This window comes from Streptomyces luomodiensis (assembly GCF_031679605.1).
GTDB lineage: Bacteria > Actinomycetota > Actinomycetes > Streptomycetales > Streptomycetaceae > Streptomyces > Streptomyces luomodiensis.
Genome location: NZ_CP117522.1, coordinates 9,022,222 through 9,044,609, shown reverse-complemented (window position 1 = coordinate 9,044,609; position 22,388 = coordinate 9,022,222). Strand labels below are relative to the sequence as shown.

The following is a 22,388-nucleotide window of genomic DNA, read 5'->3' as shown; positions in this document are numbered from 1 at the left end:
CCCTCCATGAGCACCCTCCGCACGGTCCTGGTGGTCGGCGGCGGCGCGGCCGGCTGCGCCGCGACGATCCTGCTGCGCCGGGCCGGTCTGACCGTGGACCTGATCGAGGCCAAGGACGACTGGAACGCCACCGCCGGGTCCGGTATCACCCTCCAGGGCAACGCCCTGCGCGTGCTGCGGGAACTCGGCGTCTGGGAACGGGTGCGGGAGTCCGGCTTCGGCTTCGGCTCGGTCGGCATCACCGCCCCGGACGGCACCGTCCTGCATGTCGCGCGCGACCTGCGTACGGGCGGTGACGACCTGCCCGCCACGGTCGGCATGCGGCGCCCGCGGTTGCAGCGCATCCTGAGCGACGCCGTCCGGGCGAGCGGCGCGACCGTGCGCCTGGGCACCCGGGCCGAGACCTTCGCCCAGGACGGCGACGGCGTGCGCGTGCGGTTCGACGACGGCGCCGAGGGCCGCTACGGCCTCGTGGTGGCCGCCGACGGGCTGGGCTCGGCCACCCGCGCCGCGATCGGCGTCACCGACAGGCCCGAGCCCACCGGGATGGCCATCTGGCGCGTCGCCGCACCTCGCCCGGCCGGCGTGGTCCGCACCGACCTGTGCTACGGCGGCCCCGCCTTCATCGCCGGCTACTGCCCCACCAGTGACACCACCCTGTACGCCTACGTCGTCGAGGCCAACCGCGACCGCGCGGCCATCCCGCCCAAGTCGTACGCCGACGAGATGCGCCGGCTCGCCCAGCGCTACGGCGGCCACTGGAGCGAGATCACCCCGCACATCACCGACCCGGCCCAGGTCAACTACACATGGTTCGACCGCATGGTGGTCGAGGGCTCCTGGCACCGCGGCCGCGTGGTCCTGGTGGGCGACGCGGCACACTGCTGCCCGCCGACCCTGGCGCAGGGCGCGGCCCTCTCGCTGGAGGACGCGTGGGTGCTGGCGCAGCTGCTGACCGGCGCCGACGACTGGGACGACGCGCTGCTCCAGGCGTACTACGAGCGGCGGATCCCGCGGGTGCGGGCCGTGGTGGAGGCGTCGGTGCGGATCGGCCAGTGGCAGCTCGACGGCGTCCGCGACGCCGACGTCACCGGATTGATGAACCGCACCATGACCCTGCTCAAGGAGCTGCCGTGACCGTGCCGACCGTCGATGTGCACGCGCACGTCCTGCTCCCCGAGGTCGAGGCCCTGGTGGCCGGCCTGGACGGCCTCGCCGAGGCCAGGGCCCTGGACGCCCGCCGCAACGGCCCGGCCGCCCTCGCCGTCAGCGGCCCGATGGTACGGAAACGCCTCCCCAGGCTCACCGATCCGGCCGTACGTCTGGCCACGATGGACGCCCAGGGCGTGGACGTCCAACTGGTGAGCCCCTCCCCGTCGCACTACCACTACTGGACCGACGAGGTGACGGCCGAGAAGCTGTACCGACTCGCCAACGAGGCCACCGCCGCGCACTGTGCGACCGCGCCCGACCGGCTGCGCGGGCTGGGCCTGGTCCCCCTCCACCACCCGGACCTGTGCGGACCGGCCCTCGACCACGCCCTGGGGCAGGGCCTGCTGGGCGTGGAGATCTCCAGCCACGCGCCCGGCCGCGACCTGTCCGACCCGGCCTACGAGCCGCTGTGGACACGGGCCGAGCGGACCGGCGCGATCGTCTTCCTGCACCCCTTCGGCTGCACCCTCGACGAGCGCCTCGACCGGTGGTACCTGTCCAACACCGTCGGCCAGCCCACCGAGAACGCCGTCGCCCTCTCCCACCTGATCTTCTCCGGGGTCCTGGACCGGCACCCCGGCCTGAAGCTGATCGCCGCGCACGGCGGCGGCTATCTGCCCACCCACATCGGCCGCTCGGACCACGCCTGGTCCGCCCGCTCCGACGCGGGCGCGGGCTGTGCCCATCCGCCCAGCAGCTACCTCGGGCGCCTCTACTTCGACTCCCTCGTCCACGACCCGCATGTGCTGCGGGAGTTGCTGCGCGCGGCCGGGGCCGACCGCGTGCTGCTCGGCTCGGACTTCCCCTTCGACATGGGCACCGAGGACCCGGTCGGCGCCCTGCGCGCCGCCCGGCTGCCCGAGGCCGACTTCGACGCCGTACGGGGCGGCAACGCCACCACCCTCCTGACGGAAGGACCGACACCATGAGCGCACGTCCGCTCACCCATCTGAGGCACGTCGACCTGGCCGTGCCCGACTACGACAAGCAGCTCGACTTCTACGCCGGGGTGTGGGGCCTGACCAAGGTCGCCGAGGACTCCGGCATCGCCTTCCTGGCCGCCGAAGGCTCGCCGGAGAGTTATGTGGTGCGGCTGCGCAAGGCCGAGGAGAAGCGCCTGGACCTGGTGTCGTACGGCGCCGCCTCGCGCGAGGACGTCGATACGCTGGCCGAACGGCTGCTCGCCCAGGGCGTACGGCTGATCAGCCGGCCGGGCGAGGCCGACACCCCCGGCGGCGGCTACGGCTTCCGCTTCTTCGACGTGGACGGCCGCACCATCGAGGTCTCCGCCGACGTCGGGGTACGGCGGCACCGGAAGATCGAGGAGCGGGAGTCGATCCCGGTCAAGCTGTCCCACGTGGTGCTGAACTCGCCCGATCTGAACCGCACCCGCCAGTGGTACGAGCGCCACCTCGGCTTCCGGCTCTCCGACACGCTCAGCTCGCCGCACCTGGGCGAGGTCATGCACTTCATGCGGATCTCCAGCCAGCACCACTCGATGGCCATCGCGCAGGGCCCGCACACCGCCCTGCACCACATCTCCTTCGAAATGCGCGGCCTGGACGAGTACCTGCGCGGCTCCGGCCGGGTCATCCGCGCGGGCTTCAAGAAGGTCTGGGGTCCGGGCCGGCACCTGGCCGGCGACAACACGTTCACCTACTTCCTCGACCCGCACGGCAACACCGTGGAGTACACCACCGAGCTGGAATGCCTCGACGAGGACACCTGGCACCCCCACGTGTACGACTTCTCCCGGCCCGAGGTCACCGACCAGTGGGGCACGGCCAATCCGATGAACGAACTCATCGCCAAGGAGTCCTTCAACGACCCCGACCGAGGCTGCTTCATCGCCCCACCGGTCTGATCCCTCCCCGCTGCCAGGAGCCCCTCATGCGCTTCGTCACCTACGCACACCAGCGTCAGACCCGGGCCGCCGTCGTGGACCGGAACGGCACCCTGTACCCGGTGCCCGGCGCCCGTTCGCTCACCCAGATCATCGCCGCCGGGGGCGGACTTCCGGCCCTCCTCGACCTCGGCACCGCCGCCCTGGAGGCCCCCGCCGGGCCGCGGGTGTCCCAGGTGCGCCTCCTGCCGCCGCTCCAGCCCCGCTCCGTGCGGGACTTCGTCACCTTCGAGGAGCATGTCGAGGGCGTACGGCGCTCGGTGGACGGCGCCGCCGGCGTCCCCGGGCAGTGGTACGCGGCGCCCACCTTCTACTTCAGCAACCCGCACGCCGTCTACGGACCCGGCGACGGCATTCCCGTACCGCCCGGGTCGGCCGTCCTCGACTTCGAACTCGAAGTGGCCGCCGTCATCGGCCGCGAGGGGCGCGACCTCACGCCCGAGCGGGCCCGTGACCACATCGTCGGCTACACCGTCTGCAACGACTGGTCCGCCCGCGACCTCCAGTCCGCCGAGATGACGGTCGGGCTCGGCCCCTGCAAGGGCAAGGACACCGCCACCACCCTCGGCCCCTGGCTGGTCACCGCCGACGAACTGGACGCCCACCGGGACGCCGACGGCTTCCTGCGGCTGGCACTGACCGCGGAGGTCAACGGCGAGGTCATCGGCGAGGATCTGCTGTCCCATATGAGCTGGACCTTCGAGGAGATGGCCGCCTACGCCTCGCGCGGCACCCGCGTCGTCCCCGGCGATGTGCTCGGCTCCGGCACCTGCGGCAACGGCGGCTGCCTCGCCGAGCTGTGGGGCGTACGCGGCGAACGGACCCCGCCGCCCCTGAAACCCGGGGACACCGTCACCCTGACCGTCGAGGGCATCGGCAGTCTCACCAACACCGTCGTGCCCGGCCCCGAACCCGTGCCCCTGCCGACCGGCCGGCGCCGCTCGCGGGAGCGGCCCCGGCCTACTCCACGGGCACCTGGGCGCGGATGAGCGGTACCTCCAGCCGGTCCGCGAGCTCTTCGAAGGTGGTGCCGAAGGTCTCCAGCACGGTGACGCCCCGCGAGGTGATCTCGAATACCGCGAGGTCGGTGTAGACGCGGTCGACGCAGCCGAGTCCGGTCAGCGGGTAGGTGCACGCAGGCACCAGCTTCGGCTCGCCGGTCTTGGTGAACAGCGTCATCATCACGTAGACCTTCTTGGCCCCGACCGCCAGGTCCATGGCCCCGCCGACGGCGGGGATGGCGTCGGGTGCGCCGGTGTGCCAGTTGGCCAGGTCCCCGCCGGCGGACACCTGGAAGGCGCCCAGTACGCAGACGTCGAGGTGGCCGCCGCGCATCATGGCGAAGGAGTCGGCGTGGTGGAAGTAGGCCGCTCCGGGCAGTTCGGTCACCGGGATCTTGCCCGCGTTGATGAGGTCGGGGTCGATCTCGTCGCCCTTGGCGGCGGGCCCCATGTTGAGCATGCCGTTCTCGGTGTGGAGCACCACACCGGAGTCGGCCGGCAGATGGTCGGCGACGAGTGTCGGCTGACCGATGCCCAGGTTGACGAACGCCCCCTGGGGGATGTCGCGTGCCACGAGGGCGGCGATGTCGTGCTTGCCCAGAGGACCACGCTCGGTGTCCGCGGGCCGGCTGGTCGGGTTCATGCGGTCTTCGCCTCCTTCACCACGCGGTCGACATAGATGCCCGGGGTCACGACGGTCTCGGGATCGATCGTGCCGGTCTCGACGATCTCGCGGACCTGCGCGATCACGGTGGTCGCGGCGGTGGCCATGACCGGGCCGAAGTTGCGCGCGGTCTTGCGGTAGACGAGGTTGCCCATGCGGTCGGCCCGCTGGGCGCCGATCAGCGCCACATCGCCCTTGATCGGGTACTCCAGCACATAGGTGCGGCCGTCGATCTCGCGCGTCTCCTTGCCCTCGGCCAGCAGCGTGCCGACGCCGGTGGGGCAGAAGAAGGCTCCGATACCGGCGCCGGCCGCCCGCATCCGCTCCGCGAGGTTGCCCTGCGGCACCACTTCCAGTTCGATCCTGCCGGACCGGTACAGGTCGTCGAAGACCCAGGAGTCGGACTGGCGGGGGAAGGAGCAGATCACCTTGCGGACCCGTCCCTTCGCCAGCAGCGCGGCGAGCCCGGTGTCGCCGTTGCCGGCGTTGTTGGACACGACGGTCAGGTCCTTGGCTCCCTGACGGATGAGCGCGTCGATCAGGTCGACCGGCATCCCGGCCATCCCGAAGCCGCCGACGAGCACCGTCGAGCCGTCCTCGATCCCGGCCACCGCCTCGTCGGCGTTGGCACACAGCTGTGTGGTCATCGGCTCTTCTCCGTGACGTTCTCGAGGACGACGGCGAGGGCCTGGCCCACGCCGATGCAGATGGCCGCGACGCCCCACCGCCCGCCGGACTCCCGAAGCCGGTGGGCCAGCGTGCCCAGGATCCTGCCGCCGGACGCGCCCAGCGGATGGCCGAGCGCGATGGCACCGCCCTTGGCGTTCACCGTCTCCGGGTCGATCTTCCAGGCGTCCACACAGGCCAGTGACTGCACGGCGAACGCCTCGTTGAGCTCCACCGCCTGGACATCGGCCCAGGAGATGCCCGCGCTCCTCAGCGCCCGGTTCGCCGCCTCCACGGGGGCGAAGCCGAACATCTGCGGATCCAGCGCGGACACCCCGCGGCCCGCGATACGGGCCAGCGGATCGGCCCCGATGCGCTCCGCGGCCGCCCCCGAGCCGAGCAGCACGGCCGAAGCGCCGTCGCTCAGCGGTGAGGCGTTGCCCGCCGTGATCACCCCGTCGGGGCGGAACACCGGCTTGAGTTCGGCCAGCTTCTGGGGAGTCGATCCGGGCCGGATGCCCTCGTCCCGGTCGAGGGTGCCGCCCTTGCCGTCCACCTCCACCGGCACCACGAGGTCGTCGTAGAAACCGGCGTTCCAGGCGTCGTCGGCGAGGTTGTGGGAGCGGGCCGCGAACTCGTCCTGGCGCTCCCGGGGTATCCCGAACCGGTCGGCCAGCTGCTCATTGGCCTCGCCCAGGGAGACCGTCCACTCCTTGGGCATGCGCTCGTTGACCAGCCGCCAGCCGAGCGTGGTGGAGACGGCGGTCACATCCCCGGCGGGGAAGGCACGGGTGGGCTTGGGCAGGACCCAGGGGGCCCGGGTCATCGATTCCACACCGCCGGTGAGCACGATGTCGGCGTCGCCGGTCTCGATGGTGCGGGACGCGATGATCGCCGCGTCCAGGGAGGATCCGCACAGCCGGTTGACGGTCGTGGCGGGTACCGAGGTGGGCAGTCCGGCCAGGAGCACGGCCATCCGGCCGACGTTGCGGTTGTCCTCGCCGGCGCCGTTGGCGTTTCCCCAGACGACGTCGCCGATCTCTCCCGGATCGAGCCCCGGTACCTTGGCCAGGGTCCCGCTGATGGCCAGGGCCGCGAGGTCGTCGGGCCGGACGCCGGCGAGGGCGCCCGAGAACCGTCCGAAGGGTGTTCTTGCCGCTGCGTAGACGTAACTGTCGGTCACGCTCCCACGGTAGAGTCGCCCGCTCCATCACGTCCAAGACCTAGTCGACCTTGATTGATAAGCGACTCTTATAGAATGCGGGTATGGAACTTCGCCAGGTCCGCTACTTCCTCGCACTCGCCGAGGAGTGCCACTTCGGCCGGGCGGCGGCACGCCTGCACGTCGCGCAGCCGGCTCTCTCGCAACAGATCAAGCATCTGGAGCGGGAGCTGGGCACCGCCCTGTTCCACCGGTCCACCCGGCAGGTCGAGCTCACCGAGGCCGGCCGGCACCTGACCGGGTACGCGCGCGCCCTGGTGGCCGAGGCCGAGCGTGCGCGCACCCATATGGCGGAGCTGGCCACCGGCCGCGCGGGCCGGGTCTCGGTCGGCTTCATCGGCACCGCCACCTACGACGTGCTCCCCCACGTCGCCCGAGCCGTACGGGCGCGGCTGCCCGACATCACACTGGACCTGCACGGCGAGCTCCTCACCCCGCAGCTCGTCGACGGTCTGCTCACCGGCTCCTACGATCTGGCGGTGTTCCGCTCCGGCACCGCGAGCATCGAGGGGCTGCACCTCACACCGCTGCGCTCCGAGCGGCTGGTGGCCGTCCTGCCGGCCGGCCATCCGCTGGCCACGGGCCGGCACGTCTCGCTGGGGGACCTGGCCGACGAGCCGTTCGTCATCCACCCCGCACAGCCCCGGTCCTCCATGTACGACCGCGTCCTGTCCGCGTGCGGCCGGGCCGGCTTCCAGCCCGCCTCGCTCGTCGAGGTCGGCGAGACGGCCACGCTGGTCGTCTTCGTCGCCGCCGGGCACGGCGTGGCACTGGTGCCGCAGTCGGTGCAGAGCCTGCGGCTCGACGGTGTGATCTACATGCCCCTCGCCGAAACGGAGTTGGTCGATCTCGCCCTGGCCCGCCGGGCACAGCGCAACTCGCCGGCGACCGAGCAGGTCGCCTCCGTGATCGAAGAGTGCGTGCGCGGCTGAGGCAGGTCTCCTCATGGCACCGGAGGCTGTTGGCTCAACCTGCCGGTACGGCCCGTCTTACCGGGCACACGCTCCCGCAAACCCGCCGGGACGGGATTGCCAGGAGCGGGAACCGTGCGGGTTTGAGGCCGGTGAGCCCGGTTAGAAGGATGGCTGACCGAGGTGCTTCGGAAAGCAGGCACACCAGGCGGGAGCCGCGCGCCACGCGCTGCGGGCCCCAGACGCGCCGTGCCGGCCTCCCGCTCCGCTTACACGACGAGCAGGGAGGAGAGGACCCTCGATGAGCGCCACGCGCGCAGACGCCCGCCGCCGTCACGACGACTCCCCTGACACCGCGGCCGACTTCGAGCGGCTGGCCGCCATGCCTGACGGACCCGAGCGGGAGGCTCTGGCCGAGAAGCTGGTCGAAGCATGGCTGCCGATGGCCCACCGCCTGGCCCGCCGCTACCGCAACCGCGGGGAGAACCTGGAGGACCTGGAGCAGGTCGCCGCCCTGGGCCTGGTCAAGGCCGTCGACCGCTACGACCCGCGGCGCGGCGGCGCGTTCCAGCCGTACGCCATTCCCACCATCGTCGGGGAGCTCAAGCGGCACTTCCGCGACTGCGCCTGGGACCTGCACGTTCCCCGGCGGGTGCAGGAGCTGCGCAACAAGGTCCGCGTCACCATCAAGGAACTGGCCACGGCGGAAGGCGCCGGCCACTCCCCCACCGTGGCGCAGGTCGCCGAAGCCGCCGGCATGAGCGAGGAGGACGTGCTCACCGGCATGGAGGCCATCGACAGCTTCCGTTCCCTGTCCCTGGACGCCGAGCTCGCCGGCGCGGACGACGGCTACTCCCTGGCCGACACCCTCGGCCGGCCCGAGGCCCGCTACGAGACGGTCATCGCCCGCGAAGCGGTCAAGCCCTGCCTGCACCGGCTGCCGGAGCGGGAGCAGCACATCCTGTATCTGCGCTTCTTCCGCGATATGACCCAATCCAGTATCGCCGAGGAACTGGGCATCTCCCAGATGCACGTCTCCCGCCTCATCTCCCGCAGCTGCCGCACGATCCGCGACCAGGTCGAGGCCGAGCCGCAGACCGAGCAGGTCCCGGTCCCCGCCTGACCCCCGTGCGGGCGGCGACACCGCCGCCACAGCACATGCGACGCCACTTCACGTACCACGCCACCTGACGAAGAAGGGGAGCTTGCCATGCTCATGGCCCATCCCGCGGTGCTGACCGACCTCATCCGCAGTTACGAGACCCTGCGCGCCCTGGACGCCGCGGACGGTGGCCCGGAGGCGCGGCAGCGGCTTGCCGATGTCGCCTACATGCTGTGCGTCGTCACCGGCACCCGCGATGTGGACGCCGCCCTGATCGCCGCCCGGCACCGGCTCCCCGGCGCCCGCACCGAGGACGACTCCCTGGTCCTCGACGCCTGAGACAGCCGCCGCCGCGTGCCCCGGCCGTCGGCCGGGGCACGCACCCGGCGCGGGAAGCGGATGAGGCCGGCCGTCAGACCGGCGGCAGGGCGGCGGCGGCCGACCCGGCGAGGTCGGTGGCCAGCTCGCAGGACCGGCCCTTGGCGCCCGCCCCCTTGATGACGACGGCCACCCGCTCGGTCCCCGTCACCCGGTCCACACCGGTGTACTCACGGTGGACCACCTCGACACGGCAGGTCCCCGGGCCCTCGTTCGCCGGCAGGACGATGGCCTGGTGACCGCTGAGCCTGGTCGACCGGGCGTCCTTGTCGTTCGGCAGACCGCCCTGGTCGAAGCGCAGATCCACCTCGACATCGCTGGTGGTGCTCTTCCACTGGCATTGCCAGCGGCCGTATCCCACGTCCGGCTCCCGGGCGTCGACACCGGGCACCTTCTCCAGCGCCTTGACGTCGAGCAAGGTGCACGCGTCCTGGTGCGCCAGTGAATCGGGCGCGAAGCCCGGGGAGCGCCGGGGGATCGCACCGCGGTTGAGCACCGTGACCGCGCGTCCCGTGGCGACGTCGGCGGTGTCGCACAGCGGCTCCTTGACCTCGGCCGGCCGGCGCGCGGCCGCGGTGACCCGGAGGCTGTTGTCGCGGGCGCCGGTCACCGCCAGGGCGCGCTCGCACTCGTCGTGCTCGGCGGCGCGCCGCACGACGGTGACCCGGCCCGTGGTCCTCCTCGTCACGCCCTCCGGCAGGGAGTCGGCGTCGAGTTCCACCCTGACGTCGACGACCTCCTCACCGCGCTCCTTCAGGGCGATGTCGCATCGGTTGAAGTTGCCGTAGTCCCGGACCAGTTGGGCTTGCTCGTACCGGTCGAACAGGCCGGCGTTCAGCAAGGCGCAGGGATCGGCCGTCCGCGGGTCGCCGATGAAGTCGGTGCTGGTCGGCGTGGGCGGTGACGGGGCGGCCTGGTCGTCCCCGGCTTCGTCGCCCAGCCTCATCACGGCCAACGGGACGGCGACGGCCAGCGCCGTGACGGCGGCGGCACCGGCCGTCAGCAGCGGGCGGCGCCGGACGAGGCTCGCCGTCCGGCTCAGCCGCCGCCCTCCCACCGGGTCCTCGCCGGCCGCGACGGTGGCCGTATAGGGGGTGGTCGCCGAGGTCAGCGGGAGGGGCGGGAACCGGTCCGGCGATCCCGCGATCTCCACGAGGGCGTCGCGCGCCTCTTTGGCGGTGGGCCGGGCCCCGGGGTCACGCTGGAGCATCGCGGTGAGCACCCCTCTGAGCGGTCCGACCAGGGGGCTCATGGCCTCCATCCGGATCACGCGTCCGGCGCCGCGCAGTGGCGGCGTCCCCGTCACCAGCGAGTAGAGGGTGGCGCCGAGGGAGAACACATCAGACGCTCGTTCGGGTGCTCCCCGGAACGCCTCGGGGGCGGCGTAGAACGGGGTGAGGCTGATCGGCCCGTTGGGCGTGATGGTCTCGCTGCCGTCCACCCGGTACGCGGCGCCGAAGTCGGCCAGCTTGGCCACTCTGTCGTGGGTGATCACGATATTGCCGGGCTTGACGTCGCAGTGCACGATGCCCTTGGCGTGCAGGGCCGATAACGCGCCCGCGATCTGCGCGCCGATGTGCGCCGCGAGTTCCGGGGCCAGCTTCACCGGGACGTCCAGGCTCCCGCCCGTGACATGCTCCATCACCAGCCAGAACGTGGCCTTCCTGCCCTTGCCCGCGCGGACGGCGTCGTAGAGGGTGACCACGTGCGGGTGGCTGAACTTCGCCAGCGCGCGCGCTTCGGCCAGCAGCTCGTCGAAGTCGGCCGTGCTGTTGTCCTCGAGCAGGGCACGTTTGAGCACGACCGGTCTGCCCAGCTCCGTGTCGACGGCGAACCAGACCGCGCCTCTTCCCCCCTCGACGGGCCCCCTGGTGAGCCGGTACTTGCCCACTTTCTCCCCCCGCCGCACGACGGCACCCCCCTCGCCTGAGATCAAACCCCTGCTGTTACCAGGCACGCGGACCGAACTTACTGCGTACGGGGAGCGCCCCACACCGGTTACGGCGCTTCCGAGGGCGGCACCGGGCCCGGCACGCGCCCGGGGACCGGCCGGACCTGGCCGTTGAGAAGGGAATTCACACACCACTCCGGAAATCTTCACCTTTATGGAGATTGCGCGGCGTTCGCGGCGGTGCCGGGCCGCCCGCGACGGGCAGGCCCGGCACCGTGATGCCGCCGGCACGCCTCGGTGACCACGAGGGTGTGGGTGCCCTCGGTGGTCGACCAGTCGGCCTCCTCCTCCCCGCCGTCGGTCATCTCCCGCAGCTCGGCGCGCGGGTAGCTGGAGCCTCCCGTCGTCACACCGTCGACACCGGACCAGTCCTGATCTCCCCCTGTGCCTGCCGCGGCTCGGGCGTGGGCCGTCCCCATGGTGCGCCGCCGTCCACGGGACGGGTCCCGCCACGCCCGTGACAACCTGGCGCCGCACAGCCGGCAGGGCGTTCTTTCGCAACCGAAGTGAGGTCTGATGAGACGAATACATCGTGCGCTCTTAGGGGGAGTGCTGGCCCTCGGGGTCTCGGGGGCGTACCACCCGGTGGCCTCGGCGGCGGGGTCCCCGGTGGCCGTCACGGGAGTCTCGGCCAGCGAGGACGACGGAAACGTCCCCGCCAACACGCTCGACAACGACCTGGACACCCGCTGGTCCGCCGAAGGCGACGGGGTGTGGATCCGCTACGACCTCGGATCGCGCCAGACCATCGGCTCGGTGTCCATCGCCTGGCACAAGGGCGACACCAGAAAGACCACCTTCGACGTCCAGCTGTCCGACGACGGATCGTCATGGACCACCGCCCTGCGACGAAAGACCAGCAGCGGCACCACCCAGCAGCCACAGAACTACGACTTCACCGACGCCTCCGCCCGATATCTGCGCATCGTCGGCCACGGCAACACCTCCAACGACTGGACCAGCATCACCGAAACCACCGTCAACGGACCCGACAGCGGAAACGGCGACGGCGGCTGTGACTACCCGGCCGAGGTGCTGGATCTGACCAATTGGTATGTCGGGCTGCCCATCGGCGAGGCCGAGAAGCCGACCAACGTCAAGCAACCCGAACTCGCCACGTACGCGAACGACCCGTGGTTCACCGCGACGCCGGACTGCGACGCGGTGCGGTTCCGTGCCGCTGTCAACGGGGTCACCACCAGCGGCTCCAGCTACCCCCGCTCCGAGCTGCGGGAGATGACGGACTCGGGCCGGACGCAGGCCAGTTGGTCGTCGACGTCGGGCGAGCACACGATGGTGATCGACCAGGCCATCACGGCGCTGCCCGAGGACAAGCCCCACGTCGTGGCCGGACAGATCCACGACGCCGACGACGATGTCTCGGTGTTCCGCCTGGAAGGCAGCAAGCTCTACATCACCGACGGCGACGACAGTCACCACAAGCTGGTGACGGACGACTACGAACTCGGCACCAGGTTCCAGGCGAAGTTCGTGGTCAGCGACAAGAAGATCAGGGCCTACTACAACGGCGTACTGCAGACCACGCTGTCGAAGAGCTTCTCCGGCGGCTACTTCAAGGCAGGCGCGTACACGCAGGCCAACTGCGACAACTCCGCACCGTGCGACGACGGCAACTACGGCGAGGTCACGATCTACGGGCTGAGCGTCACCCACGGCGACCAGGAGTCGTCCGACCCGACGCAGGCCGCCGAACGGTAGGGCTGGGGCACCCCGCTGCCGCTATCCGACGAGTTCGACTGGTCACGCCAGGGACTGCTCTGTCCAGATCGTCTTTCCGTCGACGCGGTAGCGGCTCCCCCATCGGGTGGTGAGCTGGGCGACGAGAAACATTCCGCGGCCTCCCTCGTCCAGGAGCCCTGCCCGGCGCAGATGCGGCTGGTTGGTGCCGGCGTCGGAGACCTCGCAGGTCAGGACACGGTCGCGGATGAGGCCCAGCTGGATGGGGCCGCCCGCGTAGCGGATGGCGTTGGTGATCAGTTCGCTGACGACCAGCTCGGTGCTGAACGCCAGCTCCGCCAGCCCCCAATCGTGCAGCTGCCGCACGGTCAGCGCGCGGGCCCGGGTGACCGTCTCGGGATCCGCCGGGAACTCCCAGCAGGCGGTGCGGTCGGCGGGTATCGCATGGGTGTGGGCGAGCAACAGGGTCGCGTCGTCGTCGGCCGCCGCCGGTGTCAGCTCGGCGACGATCCGGCGGCACTCCTTGTCCACGTCGAAGGCCGAGCTCCCGCAGGCCTGGACGAGTGCCGTCCGCAACCGCTCCCTACCGGCTCCGGCATCGCCGCCGCCCTGTTCCACCAGGCCGTCGGTGTAGAAGGCCAGAACACTGCCGGGCTCGATCTCGACCTCGGTGACCTCGAACGGATGGCCACCCACGCCCAGCGGGGGGCCGGGGTCGAGATCGAGGAACTCGACCTGCCCGCCCGGCCGTGCCACGGCGGGCGAGGGGTGCCCCGCGCTGGCCATCGCGCACCGCCCGGCCACGGGGTCGTAGATGGCGTACAGACAGCTCGCGCCGACGCCGTCCGCGGCGTGCGTGGTGTCGGTGGCTTCCGCGGCGACCTGCTGGACCAGGTCGTCGAGGTTGATGAGCAGCTCGTCGGGCGGCAGGTCGAGGTTGGCCAGCGTGCGCACCGCGGCACGCAGCCTGCCCATCATGGTGGCGGCCTGCACACCGTGACCGGCGGCGTCCCCGGTGACCAGGGCGATACGCATGGACGACAGGGGGATCACGTCGAACCAGTCACCGCCGGGGCTGGTACCGCCGCTGGCGGGGAGGTAGACACCGGAGGTACGCGCCCCGGTGACCCGCGTGGACTGGAGGGGCAGCAGACTGTACTGCAACGTGACCGCGGCGCGGTGCTCACGGGTGAACCGACGGGCGTTGTCCACGCTCAGCGCCGCCCGCGAGGCGATTTCCCGCAGGAGCCGGGCATCCTCCGCGTCGAACGGGTACTCCATCTCGGTGCGCCAGAGAGACACGCTCCCCAGCGCCTTGCCACGGGCGAACAGGGCGGTCGACAGCTGCGCCCGCTCCGTCGGCGCGATCAGGGCATCCCTCAGGGCGGGATGGTCCGCGAAGAGGCGGTCGTGCTCCTGCCGGTCGAGGATGCGCGCGTCCCCCTGGCGCATGACCATCAGGACCTCCGGAAGTCCGGGCAGCGTCGGCAGCCGTGCGCCCGGCGGGATCATCGTCTCCGGCCAGGCGTCCCGCGGGCTCACCGCCGCGCACAGCAACGGGTTGCGTTCCAGCCCCGCGACCCCGGGCGGCACCTCGCCGACGAGGACCGACTGGGCCAGGAAGACCGCACACAGATCGCCCATCGAGGGCGCCAGGAGATCCGCCAGGTCCTGAGCGGTCCGCGAGACGTCCAGCGAGCCGCCGATCCGGTTCGCCGCCCGGTGCAACAGCTCCAGACGGTGACGGGCGTACCACCGTTCGGAGGCGTCGGACAGGAAGACCACCAGCCCCACCGGCTGCCCTTGCTCGTCCTCCAGCCGGAGGGCGTTCAGCGCGATGATCCGGGGCCGTCCCGCGGCCGCCGGCATCGGCGAGGGCACCCGCCAGTCCGCCAGCTCCCGGCCCTCCTCGGCCACGCACCGCAGGTGGCGTTCCACCTCGGCCGTGTCCTGGGCCGGGAAGAACTCCTGCACCGGGCTCCCGCAGGGCACAGCGCGGTCGCCGAACATGGTCGACGCCATGTGTGAGCGCAGAACCCGCAAGCTCAGATCGGTGATCACCATGCCCCAGCTGCGCGCGCCCAGCAGCGCCCGCGCGACCGCCAGCTCGTACGGACGAAGGTCACGGTCCCCATCCGGACAGGTATCCATGGGACCTCCACATGGCTGAGCTCAACCTGCCGCCCTGCTCCGAATTTTAGTCGGGCGGAGATCCCGACGTACGTTTCCGCAGGCCGCCAGGGTGCCCCTGGGACATCCGACCGGCGGTCGCCGAGCGACCAGCTGCCCGAGGCGACCGCTCCTCCCTATGCTGACCGCATGATCGAGCTGCCGCTCTCCGCGCTGGAAGTCGCCATGGTCCAGACCGGCACACAGGTCGTGGACACCTTACGCGACACCGCCACCTTCGCCCGGCGTCTGGACGCCCTCGGCTACCGGCGGCTCTGGTACGCCGAACACCACCACTCCCCCGCCATCGGCGCGTTCCCACCCGTCGTCCTGACCGCCCACGCGGCCGCGTCGACCTCGCACATCCGGCTCGGCTCCGGAGGCGTGCTCGCCCCCAACCACGCCCCCATCATGCTGGCGGAGCAGTTCGGCACCCTCGCCGCGCTGCATCCCGACCGGATCGATCTGGGCATCGGCCGTGGTCCCGGCACCTTCGACGAGTCCACCGCCCGAGCGCTGCGGCGCGGCGCCGGCCCGACGACGGACGACGAGTACCGGGACGACGTGGCGGCGACGCTGCGGTTCCTGGTCGAGGAGGTGGCGCTCGGTCCGCTCCCGGAGCCGTGGCTGCTCTCCTCCAGTACCGCCGGTGCCGCGCTCGCCGCGCGACTGGGTCTGCCGATCGCCTTCGCCCATCACATCCGCCCCGACAACACCCTGTCCGCGCTGGACCATTACCGTGCGCACTTCTCGCCCTCCCCCTGGTGCGCACGCCCCCGCGTCCTGGTGTGCGTGGAGACCGTGTGCGCCGAGACTCAGGAGGAAGCGATACGGCTGGCCGGTCCGATGAACGTCGTCAAGGCCGGGCTCCTCAAGGGGCACAGCGAGGTCCCGTTCCCCTCGCCCGCACAGGCGTCGGCGCACCCGTTCACCCCGGAAGAGCGGCGGGCGCTGGCGGCTTTCGGGGCCCACCAGGCGTACGGCACACCCGAGACCGTCGTACGGCGCCTTGCGGACGTGGCCGACGCGACCGGCGCGGACGAACTGATGCTGGTCACACCCGTCTACGCGGTGGCCGACCGGGTGCGCTCGTACGAACTCGTCGCCCACCATGCCGCACCGCCGTCGAAGGCGCCGCGGCGCTGACGGGGTCCGCATGACCTCTGTCATCCGGACCCCGAACGCGGCGTCGCTTCAAAGGTCCCGCACGGCGTCGGTGAGCGCTTCGTCGAGGATGGCGACACCGCGGGCGATCTCGTCGTCGCTCGCGGTCAGCGGGGGCGCGATCCGGAAGGTGCCTCCCATACCGGGCAACTGGACGATGTTCATGTGCAGCCCCAGCTCGAAGCAGCGCCGGGTGACGGCAGCGCCCAAACGGTCGGCGCCACCGGCGCCCAGAGCCTGGTCGCCGACCAGTTCCACGCCCAGCAGCAGCCCGCGGCCCCGGACGTCCCCGACGATGTCGTGGCGGGTGGCGAGCTCATCGAGCCGACCGCGCAGTGTCGTGCCGAGCCGGCGCGCACGCTGATCGAGGCGGTCGCGGACCAGCACATCGAGGACGGTGTTGCCGACGGCGGCCGGCAACGGGTCGTTGACATGGGTGGTGAAGAACAAGAAGCCCCGGTCGTACGCCCGCTGCTCGATCTCCGGGCTGGTCAGCACCGCGGCCAGGGGCAGCCCCGCGCCGAGCGTCTTGGACAGCGTGAGGATGTCCGGGACGACGCCGTCGTGCTGGAAGGCGTACCAGTCGCCGGTGCGGCACAGTCCGGTCTGGGCCTCGTCGAGGATCAACAGCATGTCCCGTTCCCGGCACTTCCGCGCCAGGGCGGCCAGATAGCCCGGCGGGAGTTCGATGATGCCGCCGGAGCTGAGGATCGGTTCGACCAGGCATGCGGCGAGACTGCCGACCGACTGGGCGTCGATCAGGTCGAAGCCCAGGTCGAGTTGGCGGCGCCAGTCGAGCGAGCCATCGGCGTCGACGACGTCGGGATGGAAGCGGTCCGGAACCGGCAGCGCGAAGTGGCCCGGCGCGGCGGGTCCGTAGCCCTTGCGCCCAGCGCTGTAGGTGGCGTTCGCGGCGGCCTGGGTCATGCCGTGCCAGGACCGGGCGAACGAGACGATCTCATGGCGACCGGTGACGAGTTTCGCCATCCGCACCGCGGCCTCGTTCGCCTCCGCCCCGGTGGTCAGGAGCAACGCCTTCTCCAGCGGGTCGGGCACGGTCTCGGCGAGCCGGCGCGTGAGCTCGATGACCGGGCGGCTGAGCATGCCGCTGTGGAGGTGGTCGAGGAGGGCGACCTGCTCGCGCACCGTCGCCACGATCGCCGGGTGCGAGTGCCCGAGGATCGCGCTCATCTGACCGGAGGTGAAATCGAGCAGTTCGCGACCGCTCTCGGTGTACACCGATGTGCCCGCGGCGCGGGCGATGACCTCCGGCGTGAACGCGGCTCGGCCGCTGTAGCGGATGAGGTGGCGCTCCGGGGCGCCACCGGCCGTCCCGGGTGTACCGGGTGTACCGGGTGTACCGGGTGTACCGGGTGTGTCGAGTGTCTCGGGTGTCTCGGGAAGCATGTGACCGACGTTAGGGAGGCATCACCGGGCGCGTCCATGACACACATCGAACCGCTCTGTCCGGCCGAACACAGACCACGGGTGACCGGATCGATCAGGAATGGAGAAGCACCGGACACCGCGCCACGTCTAGTCTGATCGCCGACGCCGACGCGGAAACCAGAAGAACCAGACGTACCGCCCGACCGATGGGGAGACGATGAGCACAGCCACGAGGACGGACACGCGGTCGCCCGCACCGCACGTTGCCGACGGCCACGACCTGATCCGTGTGCACGGCGCGCGCGAGAACAACCTCAAGGACGTCACCGTCGAGATCCCGAAGCGCCGGCTGACGGTGTTCACCGGTGTCTCCGGCTCGGGCAAGAGCTCGCTGGTGTTCAACACCATCGCCGCGGAGTCGCAGCGGCTGATCAACGAGACCTACAGCACCTTCGTACAGGGCTTCATGCCGACCCTGGCGCGGCCCGAGGTCGACGTCCTCGACGGGCTGACCACCGTGATCACCGTCGACCAGCAGCGGATGGGGGCCGACCCCCGCTCCACGGTCGGCACCGCCACCGACGCCAACGCGATGCTGCGCATCCTCTTCAGCCGCCTTGGGCAGCCGTATATCGGCCCGCCCGGCGCGTACGCCTTCAACGTCCCCTCGGTCCGGGCCAGTGGTGCGATCACCGTCGAGCGCGGCGCCAAGAAAGCGGTGAAGGCGACCTTCCACCGCACCGGCGGCATGTGCACACGCTGCGAGGGCCGGGGCACGGTTTCCGACATCGACCTCACCCAGCTCTACGACGCCTCGAAATCCCTCAACGAGGGCGCGCTCACCATCCCCGGCTACACGGCGGGCGGCTGGAACCACCGGCTCTACAGTGAGTCGGGACTCGTCGACCCGGACAAGCCGATCAGCGCGTACACCACGAAGGAGCTGCACGACTTCCTGCACCGCGAGGCGACCCGGATGAAGATCGCGGGCATCAACATGACCTACGAGGGTCTGATCCCGCGCATCCAGAAGTCGTTCCTGTCCAAGGACAAGGAGGCGATGCAGCCGCACATCCGGGCGTTCGTGGAGCGGGCGGTCACCTTCGCCACCTGCCCCGAGTGCGACGGCACCCGGCTCAGCGAGGGGGCCCGCTCGTCGAAGATCGAGGGGATCAGCATCGCCGACGCCTGTGCGATGGAGATCAGGGACCTGGCCGCATGGGTCCGCGGCCTCGACGCACCGTCGGTGGCGCCGCTGCTCGCCACGCTGCGACAGACCCTCGACTCGTTCGTGGAGATCGGTCTGGGCTATCTCTCGCTCGACCGGCCGTCGGGCACGCTGTCGGGCGGCGAGGCGCAGCGCGTCAAGATGGTCCGCCACCTCGGCTCCGCGCTCACCGACGTCACCTATGTCTTCGACGAGCCCACCACCGGCCTGCACCCCCATGACATCCAGCGGATGAACGACCTGCTGCTGCGGCTGCGGGACAAGGGCAACACGGTGCTCGTCGTGGAGCACAAGCCGGAGGTGATCGCGATCGCCGATCACGTCGTCGACCTCGGCCCCGGCGCCGGTACCGGGGGTGGCACCGTCTGCTTCGAGGGCACCGTCGAGGGGCTGCGGACGGCCGGCACCGTCACCGGGCGCCATCTGGACGACCGGGCCGCCCTCAAGGAGACGGTGCGGACGCCCACCGGCACGCTGCGGATCCGCGGCGCGAAGGCGCACAATCTGCGCGATGTCGACGTCGACATCCCGCTCGGGGTGCTCACCGTGGTCACCGGCGTCGCGGGCTCCGGCAAGAGCTCACTCGTGCACGGGTCGATCCCCGCCGACGCGGGGGTGGTCGCGGTCGACCAGAGCCCGATCCGCGGCTCACGACGAAGCAATCCGGCCACCTACACCGGACTGCTCGACCCGATCCGCAAGGCGTTCGCGAAGGCCAACGGGGTGAAGCCGGCGCTGTTCAGCGCCAACTCCGAGGGCGCCTGCCCCGACTGCAACGGCGCCGGTGTCCTCTACACCGACCTGGCGATGATGGCCGGTGTCGCCACCACCTGTGAGGCGTGCGAGGGGCGGCGGTTCCAGGCATCGGTGCTGGACCACCTCCTCGGCGGCCGCGACATCAGCGAGGTGCTGGCGATGTCGGTGGCCGAGGCCGAGGAGTTCTTCGGCGCCGGCGAGGCGCGTACGCCCGCCGCGCACCGCGTCCTGGCCCGGCTCGCCGACGTCGGACTCGGCTACCTCACCCTCGGCCAGCCGCTCACCACACTGTCCGGCGGCGAGCGGCAGCGGCTCAAGCTGGCCACCCACATGGCCGAGAAGGGCGGTATCTACGTACTCGACGAGCCGACCGCCGGCCTGCATCTCGCCGACGTGGAGCAGTTGCTCGGCCTGCTCGACCGGCTGGTCGACTCCGGCAAGTCGGTCATCGTCGTCGAGCACCACCAGGCGGTCATGGCACACGCCGACTGGATCATCGACCTCGGCCCCGGCGCCGGCCACGACGGCGGCCGGGTCGTCTTCGAAGGCACCCCCACCGACCTCGTCACCGCCCCGGCCACCCTCACCGGCCACCATCTCGCCGCATACGTCGGCGCCTGACCACGATTCCCCGGCAGACTGGCCCCATGAACGCACCCGATGCCAAGGCCGACCTTCACTTCTACCTCCAGTCCGCGCGTGATGCCCTGCTGTGGAAGCTCGAAGGACTCTCGGAGTACGACATCCGCCGCCCGCACACGCCGACCGGCACCAATCTCCTGGGCATGGTGAAACACGTGGCCAGTGTGGAGCTGGGCTACCTCGGCGACACCTTCGGACGGCCGTCCGGCGAGCCGCTGCCCTGGCTGGAGGACGGTGCCGAGCCCAACGCGGACATGTGGGCCACCGCCGACGAGTCACGCGAGGACGTCCTGGGGCTCTACCGCCGGGCGTGGGCGCACGCGGACGCCACGATCGACGCGCTGCCCCTGGACACGATCGGCACGGTGCCGTGGTGGCCGAGCCACCGGAACGAGGTGACGTTGCATCATGCCGTCGTGCGGGTGATCGCCGATACGCACCGGCACGCCGGGCACGCCGACATCATCCGGGAGCTCATGGACGGTGCCGTCGGGATGAGCGCGGGCAACGACAGCGTGGTGCCGGGCGACTCGGCGTGGTGGGAAGAGTACCGAAGCCGGGTGGAGCGTGCGGCTCAGGAGGCCGGCCGGGAAGACTCGGTGCGGGCGCCGTAGCGGAGTCCGTCGACCAGCAGGGCGATCATGCGCTGGGTGTTGTAGCCGCCGCCGCTTTCCTGGGCCGGCAGGGTCAGGCCGGCGACGGCGTACAGCAGTTCCTCCGGGTCGGCGTCGGAGCGGATCTCACCGGTCTTCGCCGCGGCGTCGAGGAGTGCGCCGAGGACGGGGTTGAAGCGCTGCTGGAAGTAGGAGGGCAGGCTGTCGTAGGCCGGGTCCCCCGAGTGCAGGGCGGCGCTGAGTCCGCGTTTGGTGGCGATGAAGCCCGCGAAGCGCTGGAGCCATCGCACGAGCGCTTCGACGGGTTCGTACTGGGCCGTGAGGGAGGGGGCGGCGTCGGCGCAGGCGTCGACTTCGTGGCGGAAGACGGCGGCGATGAGGTCCGAGCGCTGCGGGAAGTGCCGGTAGAGGGTGCCCGCGCCGACTCCCGCCTTGGCGGTGATCTGCCGCACCGGGGCGTCCACACCGGAGGCGGCGAACACCTCGGCGGCCGCGGTGAGCAGGGCGTCGATGCTGCGCTGCGCGTCGGCGCGGACAGCCTGCCGGGGCCGTCGTCCAGTCGTCGGACCATCGTTCACGGGCGCTCCTCCTTGCTCACCGGATCAGTGCCCCGTATCGTCTGCCGGAACGCCGTTCCGTTTGCCCGGATTGTATCGCGCCGCGGCGGCCGCACTCGCCTTCACGCGGCCCCGGACACCTCGAAGAGCGCGGTCCGACGCTGGTCACCGTCCCGTTCCGCGGTCGCGCCGCCGCCCTCCTCGGGCACGGGGCCGAGGAGGGCGGTGGCGCGCGGCCGGCGGGCGCTGTCGAGCGGCGCCGAAGCCCGGAGGCGGATCAGGAGAACTGGATACCGCCGTCGATCATCACCGACTGGCCGGTCATGTAGTCGGAGTCCGGCGAGGCCAGGTAGGAGACGAAGGACGCCACGTCCGCGGGCTCCTCGACCCGGCCGAGGGCGATCGCCTCCGCATGCTTCTTGATCGCCCGGCCCTTGGCGATGCCCTCCGCCTCCGCCAGCTTCTCGTCGATCAGGTCCCACATGGCGGTGCCGACGATGCCGGGGCAGTAGGCGTTGACGGTGATGCCGTGCTTCGCCCACTCCATGGCGGCGGCCTGCGTCAGACCGCGTACGCCCCACTTGGAGGCGGAGTACGGGCCGAGCAGCGCGAAGGGACGGTAGGCGACGATCGAGGCGGCGCCGATGATCTTTCCACCCGAGCCCTGGGCGATCATCTGCCGCGCGGCGGCCTGGTAGGAGAGGAAGACACCGCGCAGGTTCACGGCCATGACCTGCTCGAACTCCTCGAGTTCGGTCTCCAGCAGGGGCGTGACACGGGCGATGCCGGCGTTGGCGACGAAGACGTCGAGCTTGCCGAAGTGGTCCGCCACGTCCCGTACGAGCGCGTCGGTCTGCTCCTTGCTCGTCACGTCCGTCTCCACGGCGAGGGCCCGGCGGCCCTGCTTCTCGATGGCGGCCACCACCTCGTCCAGCTCCCCGCGCATGGCGGGCAGATCGGCGACGGCGACATCGAGGCCGTCCTGCGCCAGCCGCTCCGCGATGCCCCGGCCGATACCGCGGGCCGCTCCGGTGACGATGGCGATACGGGAAGTCATAAACGCTCCTCCGGTCTGTTCCGCTCGATTCCGCTTGGGCGGAGCGGACCGCGTCCCTCTGCGGTCCGCCTTGTCCATCAGCGTGGGGGCGACCGGCGCCGTCG

The 22,388-nt window shown here is 71.2% G+C and carries 20 protein-coding genes; 11 read left to right on the top strand and 9 right to left on the bottom strand.

Annotation, left to right across the window (positions count from 1 at the left end):
- Nucleotides 1-6: 6 nt before the first annotated feature.
- Genes PS467_RS38090 through PS467_RS38075 form a run of 4 tightly spaced genes read left to right on the top strand, consistent with a single transcriptional unit; the run spans nucleotide 7 to nucleotide 4,104 of the window.
- A complete protein-coding gene (locus PS467_RS38090; protein ID WP_311039087.1) occupies nucleotides 7-1,137 on the top strand; it encodes an FAD-dependent oxidoreductase in 1,131 nt (376 codons plus the stop codon).
- Nucleotides 1,134-2,141 (top strand): amidohydrolase family protein, encoded by a 1,008-nt coding sequence (locus tag PS467_RS38085; protein ID WP_311039086.1) that lies wholly within the window; start codon nucleotides 1,134-1,136, stop codon nucleotides 2,139-2,141. The genes PS467_RS38090 and PS467_RS38085 overlap by 4 nt, the downstream gene beginning before the upstream one ends.
- A complete protein-coding gene (locus PS467_RS38080) occupies nucleotides 2,138-3,076 on the top strand; it encodes a VOC family protein (protein WP_311039085.1) in 939 nt (312 codons plus the stop codon). Before PS467_RS38085 ends, PS467_RS38080 begins: the two co-directional genes overlap by 4 nt.
- Nucleotides 3,077-3,102: 26 nt before the next feature.
- The gene (locus tag PS467_RS38075; RefSeq protein ID WP_311039084.1) at nucleotides 3,103-4,104 is read left to right on the top strand and encodes a fumarylacetoacetate hydrolase family protein; all 1,002 of its coding nucleotides are present in this window, start codon (nucleotides 3,103-3,105) and stop codon (nucleotides 4,102-4,104) included.
- Here the strand turns inward: PS467_RS38075 and PS467_RS38070 are convergent.
- The 3 genes from PS467_RS38070 to PS467_RS38060 are packed head-to-tail and all read right to left on the bottom strand — an operon-like array spanning nucleotide 4,076 to nucleotide 6,629.
- A complete protein-coding gene (locus PS467_RS38070; protein WP_311039083.1) occupies nucleotides 4,076-4,759 on the bottom strand; it encodes a 3-oxoacid CoA-transferase subunit B in 684 nt (227 codons plus the stop codon). The genes PS467_RS38075 and PS467_RS38070 overlap by 29 nt on opposite strands.
- On the bottom strand, nucleotides 4,756-5,427 hold the full coding sequence (locus tag PS467_RS38065) for a 3-oxoacid CoA-transferase subunit A (RefSeq protein ID WP_311039082.1): 672 nt from the start codon (nucleotides 5,425-5,427) through the stop codon (nucleotides 4,756-4,758). Before PS467_RS38065 ends, PS467_RS38070 begins: the two co-directional genes overlap by 4 nt.
- The gene (locus PS467_RS38060) at nucleotides 5,424-6,629 is read right to left on the bottom strand and encodes a thiolase family protein (RefSeq protein ID WP_311039081.1); all 1,206 of its coding nucleotides are present in this window, start codon (nucleotides 6,627-6,629) and stop codon (nucleotides 5,424-5,426) included. The genes PS467_RS38065 and PS467_RS38060 overlap by 4 nt, the downstream gene beginning before the upstream one ends.
- A gap of 83 nt (nucleotides 6,630-6,712) precedes the next feature.
- Between PS467_RS38060 and PS467_RS38055 the strand changes: the two genes are divergently transcribed.
- The 3 genes from PS467_RS38055 to PS467_RS38045 all read left to right on the top strand — a co-directional run bounded on the left by PS467_RS38055 (nucleotide 6,713) and on the right by PS467_RS38045 (nucleotide 9,020).
- Nucleotides 6,713-7,600, top strand: a complete 888-nt coding sequence (locus tag PS467_RS38055; protein WP_311039080.1) for a LysR substrate-binding domain-containing protein — start codon at nucleotides 6,713-6,715, stop codon at nucleotides 7,598-7,600.
- Between the two features lie 280 nt (nucleotides 7,601-7,880).
- Nucleotides 7,881-8,702 carry a SigB/SigF/SigG family RNA polymerase sigma factor gene (locus tag PS467_RS38050; protein WP_311039079.1) on the top strand — a complete coding sequence of 274 codons (822 nt, stop codon included), beginning with the start codon at nucleotides 7,881-7,883 and terminating at the stop codon, nucleotides 8,700-8,702.
- An 87-nt stretch (nucleotides 8,703-8,789) separates the two neighbouring features.
- Nucleotides 8,790-9,020 carry a DUF5133 domain-containing protein gene (locus PS467_RS38045; RefSeq protein WP_311039078.1) on the top strand — a complete coding sequence of 77 codons (231 nt, stop codon included), beginning with the start codon at nucleotides 8,790-8,792 and terminating at the stop codon, nucleotides 9,018-9,020.
- A gap of 73 nt (nucleotides 9,021-9,093) precedes the next feature.
- Here PS467_RS38045 and PS467_RS38040 read toward each other — a convergent pair whose 3' ends face one another.
- Both PS467_RS38040 and PS467_RS38035 read right to left on the bottom strand, forming a co-directional pair.
- Nucleotides 9,094-10,995 carry a serine/threonine-protein kinase gene (locus tag PS467_RS38040; RefSeq protein WP_311039077.1) on the bottom strand — a complete coding sequence of 634 codons (1,902 nt, stop codon included), beginning with the start codon at nucleotides 10,993-10,995 and terminating at the stop codon, nucleotides 9,094-9,096.
- A 167-nt stretch (nucleotides 10,996-11,162) separates the two neighbouring features.
- Complete coding sequence (locus PS467_RS38035; RefSeq protein ID WP_311039076.1) at nucleotides 11,163-11,360, bottom strand: hypothetical protein; 198 nt, start codon at nucleotides 11,358-11,360, stop codon at nucleotides 11,163-11,165.
- Nucleotides 11,361-11,526: 166 nt separating this feature from the next.
- On the opposite strand from PS467_RS38035, the gene PS467_RS38030 reads away from it, so the two are divergent.
- Nucleotides 11,527-12,729, top strand: a complete 1,203-nt coding sequence (locus PS467_RS38030; RefSeq protein WP_311039075.1) for a polysaccharide lyase family 7 protein — start codon at nucleotides 11,527-11,529, stop codon at nucleotides 12,727-12,729.
- A gap of 42 nt (nucleotides 12,730-12,771) precedes the next feature.
- Here the strand turns inward: PS467_RS38030 and PS467_RS38025 are convergent, their stop codons facing one another.
- Nucleotides 12,772-14,859, bottom strand: a complete 2,088-nt coding sequence (locus PS467_RS38025; RefSeq protein WP_311039074.1) for a SpoIIE family protein phosphatase — start codon at nucleotides 14,857-14,859, stop codon at nucleotides 12,772-12,774.
- Between the two features lie 168 nt (nucleotides 14,860-15,027).
- Between PS467_RS38025 and PS467_RS38020 the strand changes: the two genes are divergently transcribed.
- Nucleotides 15,028-16,023 carry an LLM class flavin-dependent oxidoreductase gene (locus PS467_RS38020; protein ID WP_311039073.1) on the top strand — a complete coding sequence of 332 codons (996 nt, stop codon included), beginning with the start codon at nucleotides 15,028-15,030 and terminating at the stop codon, nucleotides 16,021-16,023.
- Between the two features lie 48 nt (nucleotides 16,024-16,071).
- Here PS467_RS38020 and PS467_RS38015 read toward each other — a convergent pair whose 3' ends face one another.
- On the bottom strand, nucleotides 16,072-17,448 hold the full coding sequence (locus PS467_RS38015) for an aspartate aminotransferase family protein (protein WP_311039072.1): 1,377 nt from the start codon (nucleotides 17,446-17,448) through the stop codon (nucleotides 16,072-16,074).
- 199 nt (nucleotides 17,449-17,647) lie between these two features.
- On the opposite strand from PS467_RS38015, the gene PS467_RS38010 reads away from it, so the two are divergent.
- Entirely contained in the window at nucleotides 17,648-20,035 is a 2,388-nt protein-coding gene (locus tag PS467_RS38010) for an ATP-binding cassette domain-containing protein (RefSeq protein WP_311039071.1), read from the top strand.
- 26 nt (nucleotides 20,036-20,061) lie between these two features.
- Nucleotides 20,062-20,670: a DinB family protein gene (locus tag PS467_RS38005; protein ID WP_311039070.1), complete on the top strand. Its 609-nt coding sequence runs from the start codon at nucleotides 20,062-20,064 to the stop codon at nucleotides 20,668-20,670.
- Here the strand turns inward: PS467_RS38005 and PS467_RS38000 are convergent.
- Together PS467_RS38000 and PS467_RS37995 are read right to left on the bottom strand one after the other, a co-directional pair.
- Nucleotides 20,631-21,248, bottom strand: a complete 618-nt coding sequence (locus tag PS467_RS38000) for a TetR/AcrR family transcriptional regulator (RefSeq protein ID WP_311039069.1) — start codon at nucleotides 21,246-21,248, stop codon at nucleotides 20,631-20,633. The two genes, PS467_RS38005 and PS467_RS38000, sit on opposite strands and share 40 nt — an antisense overlap.
- A 256-nt stretch (nucleotides 21,249-21,504) precedes the next feature.
- On the bottom strand, nucleotides 21,505-22,284 hold the full coding sequence (locus PS467_RS37995) for an acetoin reductase (RefSeq protein WP_268976243.1): 780 nt from the start codon (nucleotides 22,282-22,284) through the stop codon (nucleotides 21,505-21,507).
- Between the last annotated feature and the right edge of the window lie 104 nt (nucleotides 22,285-22,388).